General features: G+C 68.9%; 13 protein-coding genes. All 13 read left to right on the forward strand.

Annotated features, from left to right (window positions below; all coding sequences use genetic code 11):
- Positions 1 to 1,452 (forward strand): UDP-N-acetylmuramoyl-L-alanyl-D-glutamate--2,6-diaminopimelate ligase (locus tag ACRDUX_RS34495; protein ID WP_526420952.1); only part of this gene is annotated, 1,452 nt, incomplete at its 5' end.
- Positions 1,449 to 2,945 carry a UDP-N-acetylmuramoyl-tripeptide--D-alanyl-D-alanine ligase gene (locus tag ACRDUX_RS34500; RefSeq protein ID WP_526420954.1) on the forward strand — a complete coding sequence of 499 codons (1,497 nt, stop codon included), beginning with the start codon at positions 1,449 to 1,451 and terminating at the stop codon, positions 2,943 to 2,945. The genes ACRDUX_RS34495 and ACRDUX_RS34500, both read left to right, overlap by 4 nt.
- The gene (mraY, locus tag ACRDUX_RS34505) at positions 2,942 to 4,021 is read left to right on the forward strand and encodes a phospho-N-acetylmuramoyl-pentapeptide-transferase (protein ID WP_526380809.1); all 1,080 of its coding nucleotides are present in this window, start codon (positions 2,942 to 2,944) and stop codon (positions 4,019 to 4,021) included. The genes ACRDUX_RS34500 and mraY overlap by 4 nt, the downstream gene beginning before the upstream one ends.
- A gap of 150 nt (positions 4,022 to 4,171) precedes the next feature.
- The gene (gene ftsW / locus ACRDUX_RS34510) at positions 4,172 to 5,731 is read left to right on the forward strand and encodes a putative lipid II flippase FtsW (RefSeq protein WP_526420956.1); all 1,560 of its coding nucleotides are present in this window, start codon (positions 4,172 to 4,174) and stop codon (positions 5,729 to 5,731) included.
- A 5-nt stretch (positions 5,732 to 5,736) separates the two neighbouring features.
- Positions 5,737 to 6,852, forward strand: coding sequence for an undecaprenyldiphospho-muramoylpentapeptide beta-N-acetylglucosaminyltransferase (murG, locus tag ACRDUX_RS34515; protein ID WP_526420973.1), 1,116 nt, complete (start codon positions 5,737 to 5,739; stop codon positions 6,850 to 6,852).
- Entirely contained in the window at positions 6,849 to 8,306 is a 1,458-nt protein-coding gene (murC, locus tag ACRDUX_RS34520; protein ID WP_526420958.1) for a UDP-N-acetylmuramate--L-alanine ligase, read from the forward strand. The genes murG and murC overlap by 4 nt, the downstream gene beginning before the upstream one ends.
- Positions 8,303 to 9,322, forward strand: coding sequence for a cell division protein FtsQ/DivIB (locus tag ACRDUX_RS34525; RefSeq protein WP_526420960.1), 1,020 nt, complete (start codon positions 8,303 to 8,305; stop codon positions 9,320 to 9,322). The genes murC and ACRDUX_RS34525 overlap by 4 nt, the downstream gene beginning before the upstream one ends.
- Positions 9,323 to 9,472: 150 nt before the next feature.
- Positions 9,473 to 10,621, forward strand: a complete 1,149-nt coding sequence (gene ftsZ, locus ACRDUX_RS34530) for a cell division protein FtsZ (RefSeq protein WP_526420962.1) — start codon at positions 9,473 to 9,475, stop codon at positions 10,619 to 10,621.
- A gap of 32 nt (positions 10,622 to 10,653) precedes the next feature.
- Positions 10,654 to 11,361 carry a peptidoglycan editing factor PgeF gene (gene pgeF / locus ACRDUX_RS34535; protein WP_526420963.1) on the forward strand — a complete coding sequence of 236 codons (708 nt, stop codon included), beginning with the start codon at positions 10,654 to 10,656 and terminating at the stop codon, positions 11,359 to 11,361.
- A complete protein-coding gene (locus ACRDUX_RS34540; RefSeq protein ID WP_526420965.1) occupies positions 11,358 to 12,098 on the forward strand; it encodes a YggS family pyridoxal phosphate-dependent enzyme in 741 nt (246 codons plus the stop codon). Before pgeF ends, ACRDUX_RS34540 begins: the two co-directional genes overlap by 4 nt.
- 64 nt (positions 12,099 to 12,162) lie before the next feature.
- Positions 12,163 to 12,801, forward strand: a complete 639-nt coding sequence (locus ACRDUX_RS34545) for a cell division protein SepF (protein WP_526420967.1) — start codon at positions 12,163 to 12,165, stop codon at positions 12,799 to 12,801.
- 109 nt (positions 12,802 to 12,910) lie between these two features.
- Positions 12,911 to 13,195: a YggT family protein gene (locus ACRDUX_RS34550; protein WP_526420969.1), complete on the forward strand. Its 285-nt coding sequence runs from the start codon at positions 12,911 to 12,913 to the stop codon at positions 13,193 to 13,195.
- Positions 13,196 to 13,379: 184 nt separating this feature from the next.
- Positions 13,380 to 14,039 (forward strand): DivIVA-like cell division protein Wag31 (gene wag31 / locus ACRDUX_RS34555; protein WP_526420971.1); only part of this gene is annotated, 660 nt, incomplete at its 3' end.

The following is a 14,039-nucleotide window of genomic DNA, read 5'->3' on the forward strand; positions in this document are numbered from 1 at the left end:
GCCTGGCGACGACCCTGGCGGCGCGGGTTCACCCGGCACGACGCCTTCGTCGCGGCGCAGTTCGGCCTGGTGACGATTGCGATGAACATCGCCTTCTACGAAGCCATTGCACGGATTCCGCTCGGCACCGCAGTGGCCATCGAGTTCCTCGGACCAATCGCGGTGGCAGCCCTCGGCTCCCGGCGAGCCACGGACCTGGTGTCCGCCGCGCTGGTGCACCCAACTCCGAGGGCGGTCCTCGGCGAGCTGGCCGCTGGGGTCTACGGGCGGCCGTCGGAGCGCGTCCGCGTGATCGGCGTGACGGGTACCTCGGGCAAGACCACCACCACCTACCTGGTGGAGGCGGGGCTTCGCGCGGCGGGCCGGGTGGTCGGTCTCATCGGCACGGTCGGCATTCGCATCGACGGCCGCGACGAGCCGAGCACGCTGACCACACCCGAGGCGCCGGACCTGCAGGCTCTGCTGGCGGTGATGGTCGAACGCGGCATCGACACGGTGGTGATGGAGGTCTCCAGCCACGCGTTGACCCAGGGCCGGGTTGATGCGATGCACTTCGCGGTGGGCGGTTTCACCAATCTTTCACGTGATCACCTGGACTTCCATCCGACGATGGAGGCCTACCTCGACGCCAAGGCGAAGCTCTTCGACCCCCAGTCATCAACCCACGCAGACCTTTCCGTGGTGTGCATCGACGACGAGGGCGGCCGCACCATCGCGACCCGCGCCGAGCGTCCCGTCACCGTGAGCGTCTCCGGTGCCGACGCAGACTGGCGGGTCGAGGAGATCCGCTCCGTCGACGGGGGTGGCCAGGAGTTCATCGCGGTCGACCCGTCTGGCGTGCACCACGGGCTGCGCACCTGTCTTCCCGGCCACTACAACGTGGCGAACTGCCTTCTGGCGACCGCCCTGCTCGACGCCGTCGGGGTGTCCCCAGAGCAGGCCGCACCAGGGCTGCGCACGGCGACGGTGCCAGGCAGGCTCCAGCCGATCGATCGCGGTCAGGGCTTCCTCGCGCTGGTCGACTACGCGCACAAGCCCGGCGCCCTGCGCGCCGTCCTCGAGACGCTGCGTGCGCAGACGAGCGGCAGGCTCGCGGTGGTGTTCGGTGCGGGCGGTAACCGCGATCACGGCAAGCGCGCGCCGATGGGCAGCACCGCGGCCGAGCTGGCCGACCTGGTCGTCGTCACCGATGACAATCCCCGCGACGAGGACCCGGCGGACATTCGCGCCGCGATCGTCGAGGGTGCGGCGGGCAGCGGCGCGGAGATCGTCGAGATCGGCGACCGTCGTGCGGCCATCGAATTCGCCGTCGCCTGGGCAAGGGACGGCGACGTGGTCCTGGTCGCGGGCAAGGGGCACGAGGCGGGCCAGACGAGCCACGGCCAGACCCGGCCGTTCGACGATCGCGACGAGCTGGCTCGGGCCCTACACGCGCTTGGATCCCCGTCATGATCGATCTGACGCTGGCTCAGATCGCCACGATCGTCGGCGGCGAACTCGCCGACATCTCGGCGCAGGACGCCGAGGCGACGCGCGTGACGGGGACGGTCGAGTTCGACTCGCGCGCCGTCACCCCCGGCGGGCTGTTCCTGGCCCTGCCTGGCGCCCGTTCCGACGGGCACGACTTCGCCGCAGGCGCCGTGGCCGCCGGTGCGGCGGCCGTGGTGGCCGCGCGCCCGGTCGGCGTGCCTGCGATCGTCGTCGAACCCCTCGCGGCCGCCGTGGACTCCGGCGCCAGCGTGCTCGAGTACGACACCGACGGGTCGGGGGCCGCGGTTCTGGACGCGCTGGCCAGACTCGCCACCGCCGTCGCCGCCGAGTTGGTGGCAGGTGGACTCGTGATCGTCGGCGTTACCGGGTCGTCGGGCAAGACGTCCACGAAGGACCTGCTGGCCGCCGTACTCGAGCCCCTCGGGCAGGTCGTCGCGCCACCCGGCTCCTTCAACAACGAGCTCGGGCACCCGTGGACGGTGTTGCGTGCGACGACGGACACCGACTACCTGGTCCTGGAGATGTCGGCCCGCCATCCTGGCAACATCGCCGCGCTCGCGCGGATCGCACCTCCTTCGATCGCGGTGGTGCTCAACGTCGGCACCGCCCACCTCGGTGAGTTCGGTTCGCGCGCGGCGATTGCGGCAACGAAGGCCGAACTGCCACAGGCGGTTTCCGCGTCCGGCGTGGTGATCCTCAATGCCGACGACAACGCGGTCGCCGCGATGGCTGAGGTGACCGAGGCCCGCGTCGTCCGCATCTCCAGGAGCCCCGGCGCCGACCTCTGGGCCGACGACGTCGTTCTCGACGAGCTCGCGCGGCCGCGCTTCACCCTGCACTGCCCTGGGGGTGTGGTACCGGTCGAACTCGCGGTGCACGGAGATCATCAGGTGTCCAATGCGCTGTGCGCGGCGGCCGTCGCGCTGGAGTGCGGCGCCCGCCTCGACCAGGTGGCCGACGCGCTGGCGGCAGCGGGTCCGGTGTCACGTCATCGCATGCAGGTCGGCACGCGCAGCGACGGTGTGACGGTGATCAACGACGCGTACAACGCCAACCCCGACTCGATGCGGGCCGGGTTGAAGGCACTGGCCTGGATGGCGAAGTCGCCTGGCGCCGGCGGTGCGGAACGGCGAAGGAGCTGGGCCGTTCTCGGCGAGATGGCCGAACTCGGTGAGGACGCCATCGCCGAGCATGACAGCATCGGTCGACTGGCCGTGCGCTTAGATGTGTCTCGACTGGTCGTCGTCGGAACCGGGAGGTCGTTGAGCGCCATGCATCACGGGGCGGTGATGGAGGGGTCGTGGGGCAGTGAAGCCGTCATGCTCACCGATGCCGACGCCGCACTGGAATTCCTGCGCGACGAACTGCGCGCGGGTGACGTGGTGCTGGTGAAGGCCTCCAAGTCAGCGGGTCTTGCCGATTTGGCCGAGGCACTGGCCGGTGAGCCGACGTGAGGCAGATACTCATCGCCGTCGGCATCGCGCTCACGGTGTCGATCCTGCTGACGCCCGCGCTGATCCGGCTGTTCACCCGGCAGGGGTTCGGCCACGAGATCCGCGAGGACGGGCCGCCAAGCCACCGCAAGAAGCGGGGCACGCCGTCGATGGGTGGCGTCGCCATCCTGGCGGGCATCTGGGCGGGCTACCTCGGCACGCACCTGGTGGGCCTCGCCCTGGACGGGGAGGGCCCGTCGGCGTCAGGCCTTCTCGTGCTCGGGCTCGCGACGGCGCTGGGTGGCGTCGGATTCGTCGATGACCTCATCAAGATCCGGCGCTCGCGCAACCTCGGACTCAACAAGACCGCCAAGACGGTCGGACAGCTCGTCGCAGCCGTGCTCTTCGGTGTCCTTGCCCTGCAGTTCCGCAACTCCGACGGATTGACTCCCGGCAGCGCGGAGCTCTCCTACGTTCGCGAGATCGCCACGGTGACGCTGGCACCCGCCGTGTTCGTGCTGTTCTGCGTCATCGTGGTCAGCGCCTGGTCAAACGCGGTGAACTTCACCGACGGCCTGGACGGACTCGCGGCCGGGGCCATGGCGATGGTGACCGCGGCCTACGTGTTGATCACCTTCTGGCAGTTCCGAAACGCATGTGCCTTCAGCCCGGGGCTCGGTTGCTACAACGTCAGGGATCCGCTCGACCTGGCGCTCGTCGCCGCGGCGACTGCCGGCGCGTGCATCGGCTTTCTGTGGTGGAACGCCGCCCCCGCCAAGATCTTCATGGGGGACACCGGGTCGCTCGCGCTCGGCGGCATCATCGCGGGACTGTCGGTGACCAGCCGCACCGAGATGCTCGCCGTCGTGCTCGGTGCACTGTTCGTGGCCGAGGTCACGTCGGTGGTCGTGCAGATCCTGGCGTTCCGGACGACGGGTCGACGGGTCTTCCGCATGGCGCCGTTCCATCACCACTTCGAGCTGGTGGGCTGGGCCGAGACCACGGTCATCATCCGGTTTTGGCTTCTGACCGCCATCGCCTGTGGGCTGGGGGTAGCGCTGTTCTACAGCGAATGGCTCGCCTCCGTAGGCGCCTAGTAGGAGCGTGACGGGCGGGTCCCATTCCGGCGACACGCCCCGGATGTCCTCGTTGCTGGGGCTGTGGCGGGGGAGGATTCTGGGGTGCGAGGGACAAATGATTCTGGTGTTACTTATGTGACAAATGTGATCCGTGTGGCCGGCTAGCTGATGGTCAAGAAGATCCTCGCCCGGCTGCGGCCCGAGAAGCCCGACGAAGAGGGCGCGCCCGTCGCTGCCCCGGTGGAGCAGGCCGTCGTCCCGAGGACCCGGGTCGGCGCGTGGCTGGGACGGCCGATGACGTCGTTCCACCTCGTTGTCGCCGTCGTCGGGCTCCTGATCACCCTTGGCTTGATCATGGTGCTCTCGGCGTCGGGCGTGCACTCGTACGACGAGGACGGCTCGCCGTGGGCGATCTTCGGCAAGCAGGTCTTGTGGACCATCGTGGGACTCGGCGCCTTCTACGTGGCGTTGCGCATGCCCATCAACTTCATGCGACGGCTTGCGTTCCCCAGCTTCGTCATCACCATCATCATGCTCGTCCTGGTGCTGGTCCCGGGAATCGGTAAGGAAGCCAACGGTTCTCGCGGCTGGTTCGTCGTCGCCGGGTTCTCGATGCAGCCGTCGGAACTCGCCAAGATCGCCTTCCTGATCTGGGGGGCGCACCTTCTCGCCGCGCGTCGGATGGAGCGCGCATCGGTGCGCGAGATGCTCTTCCCGCTGGTGCCGGGTGCGGTGCTTGCCCTCCTGCTCATCGTCCTGCAGCCCGACCTCGGCCAGACCGTGTCGCTCGGCATCATCCTGCTGGGCCTGCTGTGGTACGCCGGACTGCCGCTGCGGGTGTTCCTGAGCTCGTTGGCCGCCGTCGTCGTCGCCGCGGGCATCCTGGCCATGTCGGAGGGTTACCGATCCGACCGCGTGCAGTCCTGGCTCGACCCAGGCGCCGACGGCCAGGGCTCCGGCTACCAGGCCAGACAGGCGCGCTTCGCCCTGGCCAACGGCGGAGTGTTCGGCGACGGTCTCGGGCAGGGCACGGCCAAGTGGAATTACTTGCCCAACGCCCACAACGACTTCATCTTCGCGATCATCGGCGAGGAACTCGGCTTCGTCGGAGCGGCCGGTCTGCTCGCTCTGTTCGGCTTGTTCGCCTACACGGGGATGCGGATCGCACGACGCTCCGCCGACCCGTTCCTGCGGCTGCTGACCGCGACCGCGACGCTGTGGGTGCTCGGGCAGGTGTTCATCAACGTCGGTTACGTGGTGGGCCTTCTGCCCGTCACCGGTCTGCAGCTTCCCATGATCTCCGCGGGTGGAACATCGACGGCGACAACGCTTCTCGTGTTGGGGATCATCACAAATGCGGCCCGCCACGAGCCGGAGGCCGTGGCTGCGCTGCGGGCGGGACGCGACGACCGGATGAACCGGCTGCTGCGACTGCCGCTGCCGGAGCCCTACGTGCCGACCCGGCTGGAGGCGGCGCGCGACCGGTTGCGGACGCGGCCCGGCAAGCCGGCCCCGGACAAGGCCAAGCCCAAACCCAAGACGAAGCCCAAGGCGAAGGCAAACGCGAAGAACAAGGCAAAGCCGAAACCCGCCCGCAAACCAGCCGAGGACCGTAGGCGGAACACCGATGCGGGCGAACGGGCGGCGAGGGCCTCAGGGCATCATGGAGGCCGTCAACGTCAGCCGAGTCGTGGGGCTCGCACTCTGGAAGGTCAGCGTTACGGGTGAGCCAGATCTCCGTGGTCCTCGCGGGTGGTGGCACGGCGGGGCACGTCGAGCCCGCGATGGCCGTCGCCGATGCCCTCGTAGCGCTTGAACCGGGGGTAAGGATCACCGCCCTCGGCACCCAGCGCGGGCTCGAGACGCGGCTGGTGCCGGAACGCGGCTACCACCTCGAGCTCATCACGCCGGTGCCATTCCCGCGCAAGCCGTCGGGTGATCTGGCCCGGCTTCCGCTGAGGGTCCGTACGGCCGTCCGCCAGACCCGGGCGATCCTCGACGGCGTGCATGCCGACGTGGTGATCGGCTTCGGTGGCTATGTTGCGCTGCCCGCCTACCTCGCCGCGCGCGGCGGTGTCCTTCGTCGACACCAGGTGCCCGTCGTCGTCCACGAGGCCAACGCCAGCGCGGGGTGGGCAAACCGGGTTGGGGCCCGGTCGGCGCGTCGCATCCTGTCCGCGGTGGCGGAGCCGGGCCTGAGGAACGTCGAGGTCGTCGGCGTGCCGGTTCGCGACTCCATCACCTCACTGGACCGGGTCGCGGTGCGGGCTGAGGCGCGCGCCCACTTCGGGTTCGCCGACGACGCCAGGGTGCTGCTGGTGTTCGGCGGTTCGCAGGGCGCGCAGTCCCTCAACAGGGCAGTCGCCGGCGCCGCGGAAGACCTTGCTGCGCTGGGCATCTCGGTGTTGCATGCGCACGGACCGAAGAACGTGCTCGACCTCCGGGAACCTGCCGCCGACGATCCGCCCTACGTGGCCGTGCCATACCTGGACAGGATGGATCTCGCGTACGCCGCTGCCGATCTGGCAATCTGCCGGTCCGGTGCGATGACGGTCGCCGAGGTGACGGCGGTCGGCCTGCCCGCCGTGTACGTCCCGCTGCCGATCGGCAACGGGGAGCAGCGCCTCAACGCGTTGCCGGTGGTCGGCGCGGGCGGGGGCCTGCTGGTCGCGGACGCCGATCTGACCCCCACCTTCGTCGCGGAGACCGCTCGCGTGCTGCTGGGCGACCCGCAACGGCTGGCGACCATGACGACCGCCGCGGCTCTGGCCGGACACCCGGACGCCGCGCGCCGCGTTGCCGAGGTGGCCCTCGACGTCGCCAGAGAGAAGCTGGGTAGGGGCCGATGAGCGTGCGTGCGCTGCCACCGGAACTGCAACGGGTGCACATGGTGGGCATCGGGGGAGCCGGGATGTCGGGGATCGCCCGCATCCTGCTCGACCGCGGCGGCCTGGTGTCCGGGTCCGACGCCAAGGAGTCACGCGGGGTCGCCGCGCTGCGCGCCCGTGGGGCCCAGATCCGAATCGGTCACGACGCGTCGGCGCTGGACGTGCTGCCCGGCGGCCCGACCGTCGTGGTGAGCACGTTCGCCGCCATCCCGCAGGACAACCCCGAGCTGGTCGAGGCCCGCCGCCGCGGCGTCCCGGTGATCATGCGGCCCGCCGTGCTCGCCAGGCTCATGGACGGCTACACCACGGTGATGGTCACGGGCACGCACGGAAAGACGACGACGACGTCGATGATCGTCGTGGCGTTGCAGCGCGCCGGGTTCGACCCGTCGTTCGCGGTCGGCGGCGACCTCGGCGAGGCGGGCACCAACGCGCACCACGGCAGCGGCGACTACTTCGTCGCCGAGGCCGACGAGAGTGACGGCTCACTGCTGGAGTACACCCCGGACGTCGCGGTGGTCACCAACATCGAGGCCGACCACCTCGACTTCTTCGGCAGTGCCGAGGCGTATCGAGCGGTCTTCGACCAGTTCGTCGCACGCCTGCGGCCCGGCGGCGCCCTCGTCGTGTGCGCCGATGATCCCGGAGCCGCGGCGTTGGCGGACCGGGTGGCCGCCCTCGGGGTGCGAGTTCTGCGGTACGGCAGCGGAACGGGAATCGGCGGCGGCTCGAATCTTGCTGGGGCCCTATTGGATTGGGAACAGCAGGGCACGGGCAGCGTCGCGACCGTCCAACTCGACGGTGAGCCCCAGCCACGGGGCATGCGGTTGGCGGTGCCCGGCAGGCACATGGCGCTCAACGCGCTCGGAGCGCTGTTGGCGGCGACCGAGGCGGGCGCCGGCGCCGGCGTGGTGCTCGATGGCCTTGCCGCCTTCGAAGGCGTCCGACGCCGACTCGAGTCCGTCGGCACGGCGGCGGGCGTCCGCCTCTTCGACGTCTACGCGCACCATCCGACCGAGGTGCGGGTCGACGTCGAAGCGCTGCGTGGTGTCGCCGGACACGGCCGCTGCATCGTGGTGTTCCAGCCGCACCTGTATTCGCGGACCCAGACCTTCGCCCGCGAGTTCGGACAGGCGTTGAGCCTGGCCGACGAGGTCTTCGTCCTCGACGTGTATGCCGCCCGCGAGCAGCCGATCGCGGGGGTCAGCGGAGCAGGCGTTGCCGAGCACGTCACCGTCCCCGTACGGTACGTCCCGGACTTCTCCGCGGTCGCCGACCTGGTCGCGGGTTCGGCTCGGCCGGGTGACGTCGTCGTCACGATGGGAGCGGGTGACGTCACGCTGCTGGGTCGGGAGATCCTCGCCGCGGTGCAGTCGATGGCGCGCAGGGACGCGCCGGGAGCCGGATCGTCGTGACCGAGCCGACCGACACGGCCGGCGGGTCCGGCGACGGGTCCGTCGACGAACCAGCCGACGGCGCGCCTCGGGAGGCCGCCGCCCCCGTCCCCGCCGCCGGGGCCGACCCCGCCGACCACCCTGACCCCGACGTCACCGACCCTGTTACCGCCGACCCCGCCGCCACCGACGAAGCCAGCACCGATGAAGCCGACCCCGGCTTCGAAGGGCCTCGGCGTCGGGCCAGGCGCGAGCGCGAGGAGCGGCGCGCGGCGCAGGAGCGCGCAACCGCGATCGAGAACGCCCGCCGCGAAGCCAAGCGCAAGGTCACCGGCAGATCGGCCGATGAACCGAAACCTCCTGCGCGTGGCCTGATTCGGGGGCTGAAGGCGCTGATGTGGTCGGCACTTGCCAGCGTGATCGCCGTCGGTGTCGGTCTGCTGCTGTACTTCACGCCGATCATGTCCGCGCGCATCACCGACATCTCCGGTTTGAGCACCATCACGCGGGAGGAGGTCGAGCAGGCGGCCGCGGTGCCGGCGGACACGCCGCTGCTGCAGATCGACACCGATTCCGTCGCCGAGCGCGTGGCGACCATTCGGCGGGTGGCGAGTGCGCGGGTTCAGCGCGAGTACCCGTCGACGCTGCGGATCACCGTCGTGGAGCGGATTCCGCTGGTGGTCAAGGACTATCCGGACGGCTCGCACCTCTTCGACCGCGACGGGGTCGACTTCGCGACGGCGCCCCCGCCGCCAGGTCTGCCCTACCTCGACGCCGAAACCCCCGGGCCCACCGACCTGCCGACGCTGGCCGCGCTGCAGGTTCTCACGGCGCTGCGTCCCGAGGTGGCCGGACAGGTGATGCGGATCGCCGCGCCGTCGGTCGCGGCGATCACGCTTACCCTGGTCGATGGCAGGGAAGTGATCTGGGGGACGACGGAGCGCACCGACGAGAAGGCGCTCAAGTTGGGGGCGCTGCTCACGCAGCCCGGTCACACCTACGACCTGTCCAGTCCGGATCTCCCCACGGTCAAGTAGCCGTCCGGAAGAGAAAATCCCACGACACGTTCGGCGCGCCTGCGTCGATACCTGCGATCGTCGCCCTACCGTTCTGTTTGCGCGAAACTACTTGACATAACTCTAAGCCTATGGTTCAGGTTGAGGGTTTGCACAGGAGGAAGACGACCGATGACACCCCCGCACAACTATCTCGCAGTAATAAAGGTGGTCGGCATTGGTGGCGGCGGCGTCAATGCCGTCAACCGAATGATCGAGCAAGGCCTCAAGGGCGTGGAGTTCATCGCCATCAACACCGACGCCCAGGCGTTGCTGATGAGCGATGCCGACGTCAAGCTCGACGTCGGCCGTGACTCCACCCGCGGACTGGGCGCCGGCGCCGACCCCGAGGTCGGACGCAAGGCCGCCGACGACGCCAAGGACGACATCGAAGAACTCCTGCGCGGCGCCGACATGGTGTTCGTCACCGCGGGCGAGGGCGGCGGCACCGGCACCGGCGGCGCGCCCGTCGTCGCGACGATCGCACGCAAGCTCGGAGCGCTGACGGGCGGCGTGGTGACACGGCCGTTCTCGTTCGAGGGCAAGCGGCGGAGCAACCAGGCCGAGTCGGGCATCGCCGCACTGCGCGAGAGCTGCGACACCCTCATCGTGATCCCGAACGACCGCCTGCTCCAGATGGGCGACGCCGCGGTCTCGCTGATGGACGCGTTCCGCAGTGCCGACGAGGTCTTGCTCAACGGCGTGCAGGGCATCACCGACCTGATCACGACGCCGGGCCTGATCAACGTCGACTTCGCCGATGTCAAGGGCGTCATGTCCGGGGCGGGCACCGCGCTGATGGGCATCGGTTCGGCGCGCGGCGACGGCCGTGCCCTCAAGGCCGCCGAGACCGCGATCAACTCGCCACTGCTCGAGGCGTCGATGGAGGGCGCCCTCGGCGTGCTGCTGTCGGTCGCCGGCGGCAGCGATCTCGGCCTGTTCGAGATCAACGAGGCCGCCTCGCTGGTGCAGGACGCCGCCCACCCCGAGGCGAACATCATCTTCGGCACCGTGATCGACGACTCGCTCGGCGACGAGGTCCGCGTGACCGTGATCGCCGCCGGCTTCGACGCCGCGGGTCCTGGCCGAAAGCCGGTCATCGGCACGACCGGGCAGGGCATCTCGCCCGGTCGCGCAGGCAAGGTGGCGGCGGCCGCGCCATTCGATCCCGTCGACCCGGCCAGCGTTCCCGTGCACACCAACGGAGCGACGGTCCGCATCGGTGGCGGTGGTGGCGACGACGATGACGACGTCGACGTCCCGCCCTTCATGCGTCACTGAATCCGCTACCGCGTCAGTCGATACTGGAGACCGTGAGCTTTCGCATCCGCCGGGTGACCACCACTCGCGAAGGTGGTGCCTCGGGCCCGCCGTTCGACTCGTTCAACCTGGGTGACCACGTCGGGGACGATCCCACTGCCGTGGCCGCCAATCGTGCGCGCCTCGCCAAGTCGATCGGGCTTGGCGATGACGGCATCGTCTGGATGAACCAGGTCCATGGGGTCCGGGTGGTGACCGTGGACGGTCCGGTCTCCGGCGTCGTCGACGATGCCGACGGGTTGGTCACGACGAGTCGCCGGTTGGCACTGGCGGTGGTGACCGCCGATTGCGTCCCGGTGTTGATGTCGGACGCCCGCGCCGGCGTCGTCGCCGCGGTGCACGCCGGCAGGGTGGGCGCCCAGAGGGGTGTCGTGCCAAGAGCCATCGAGGCGATGCTGAGCAAGGGCGCCCACGTCGAGGACGTGTCGGTCTTCCTGGGGCCGGCCGTGAGCGGATTGAACTACGAGGTACCCGACGCCATGGCGGACGAGGTCGAGGCCGCCGTGCCGGGTAGCAGGACCACGACCACCCGAGGCACCGCTGGGCTCGACCTGAGGTCCGGAATCGCCAGGCAGCTAGCGGAATTGGGAGTCACCGCGATCGACGTCGATCCGCGTTGCACGGTCGATGATCCCAACCTGTTCAGCCACCGGCGAGGCGCTCCCACCGGTCGGTTGGCCTCACTGGTGTGGATGGAATGACCACCGCACGTGCCGCCGAACTCGCCGAGGCCCTGGCCGCGCTGAAGGCACGGGTCGACCGGGCGGCGGCGGCGGCGGGCCGCGACGCCGCCGAAATCGAATTACTTCCCGTCACGAAATTCTTTCCGGTTTCCGACATCACCGAATTAGTGCGGCTCGGATGCCGTGAATTCGGTGAATCGCGCGAACAGGAAGCGTCGAACAAAATTGCCGAAATGTCAGCCGCGAATCACACGGATGCAATTCGCTGGCACATGATCGGCAGCATCCAACGCAAGAAGGCGCGTGCCGTGGCGGGCTGGGCGTACGCCGCGCACTCGGTCGACACCAGCGCGCTCGTCGAAGCGCTGGGGCGCGCCTCCGCCCAGGCACTCGAAGAGGGCGGGCGCACGGCGCCGCTGCGGGTGTACCTCCAACTGAGCCTGGACGGGGATCCGGCCCGCGGTGGAGTCGACGTGAATCGGCCGGATCTCGTGGACGACCTGTGCGGGCTCGTCGACGCGACCGACGGCCTGGACTTCGTCGGGCTGATGGCCATCCCTCCGCTCAACGCCGACACGGAGGAATCCTTCCTGCGTTTGGAGTCGGAGCGGAGCCGAGTACAGGCGTTCTACCAGCAGCGTCTCGGTCTCTCGGCGGGCATGTCCAGCGACCTGGAAACGGCGGTGAAACACGGCTCGACGTGTGTGCGTGTCGGTACCGCTCTATTGGGACAGCGTCCTCTAACGTCTCTCTGAGTAGTCACTCCAGTCACATCTTCATCACAGACAACACCGACTTCAGTCATCAGAAGGGTCTCCGATGAGCACACTGCATAAGGTCAAGGCCTACTTCGGTATGGCGCCGATGGACGATTACGACGACGAGTACTACGACGACGAGGACCGTTCGTCGCGCGGCTATTCGCGTCGTCCCCGTGAAGACCGTTTCGAGGACGAGGGCTACGTCCGTCCCGAGGGTCGGGGTTACGACGACCGGGTGCCCAGCCGTGAATTCGACGGTGTCCCAGCGGGTTACCGCGGCGCGTATGAAGAGCCCGCCTTCCGTGGTCCTCGGCGCGAGTTCGAGCGTCCACGCTTCAACACGCTGCGCGGCGCCACCCACGGCGCGGTGGCGATGGAGCCCCGCAGGATGGCCGCGCTGTTCGAAGAGGGCAGCCCGCTGGCCAAGATCACCACGCTGCGCCCGAAGGATTACAGCGAGGCCCGCACCATCGGCGAACGCTTCCGCGACGGCACTCCGGTGATCATGGATCTGGTCTCGATGGACAACGCCGATGCCAAGCGCCTCGTCGACTTCGCGGCCGGTTTGGCGTTCGCGCTCCGGGGTTCCTTCGACAAGGTCGCGACGAAGGTCTTCCTACTGTCGCCGGCCGACGTCGACGTCACCGCCGACGAGCGCAGGCGCATCGCCGAGGCGGGTTTCTACGCCTACCAGTGACCCGAGACGCGTGATCGACGACGGGTAAGCTTGGTGGCGAATCGAGTGTCGTTCAGCTCGTCTTCCCACCCGTATCCAATGTCACACCGCCTGGAGTGAGGTCGCTCAGTTGTCGTTGTTCTTTTCGATTCTGGGCTTCGTGCTGTTTGCGTTCTGGCTTCTGCTGATCGCCCGGGTCGTCGTCGAGTTCGTCCGTTCGTTCAGCCGCGACTGGCGGCCCAGAGGCCTGATGGTGGTGTTCCTCGAGGTCATCATGACGGTGACCGATCCGCCCGTGAAGCTGCTGCGCCGGATCATTCCGCAGCTCACGATAGGTGCGGTTCGCTTCGATCTTTCGATCATGGTGCTGCTCCTTGCCGCTTTCGTCGGCATGGAACTTGCGTGGAGCGCATAGCGTCGAGGTAGCGAAAACGGGTTTGCCGGCGTCGATATCGCGGGGCCCTTCTTTGAAATTCGCTCTTAATTCTGGACCTCACCTGCAACCGCCGGGTCTACTGTGACAGGATGGACGCCAGTTACTTCCAGCACGCCTATACACTTTGACACCGGTTGACGGTCCAAACTCAAGGGGGCAGACAATGCCGCTTACACCAGCCGACGTCCATAACGTCGCTTTCAGCAAGCCGCCCATCGGCAAGCGTGGCTACAACGAGGACGAGGTCGACGCATTCCTCGACCTCGTAGAGAACGAGCTGACGCGGCTCATCGAGGAGAACGCCGATCTCCGCCAGCGCGTGGCGGAGCTCGACCAGGATCTCTCGAGCAGCCGAGCCGGCGGTGGCGTTCAGGCCACCCAGACGATCCCGGCGTACCAGAAGCCAGAGCCAGAGCCGGAGCCCGAGCCCGCGCCCGTGGCGCCGGTCCAGCCGGTGTACGCAGCGGCCCCGCAGGCCGTCGCGCCCCCCAGCGAGGAGTCGCACATCAAGGCGGCCAAGATCCTCGGCTTGGCGCAGGACACCGCGGACCGCCTGACCGGCACCGCGAAGGCAGAGTCCGACAAGCTGCTGGCCGACGCCCGCGCGCAGGCCGATGCCATGGTCAGCGAAGCCCGTCACACCGCGGAGACCACGGTCTCCGAGGCCAAGGCACGTGCCGACGCGATGCTATCCGACGCGCAGACCCGCTCCGAGACGCAGCTTCGCCAGGCTCAGGAGAAGGCCGACGCCCTTCAGGCGGACGCCGAGCGCAAGCACTCCGAGATCATGGGCACCATCAACCAGCAGCGCACCGTGCTGGAG

This window comes from Mycobacterium sp. (assembly GCF_050701675.1).
Taxonomy (GTDB): Bacteria; Actinomycetota; Actinomycetes; order Mycobacteriales; family Mycobacteriaceae; genus Mycobacterium.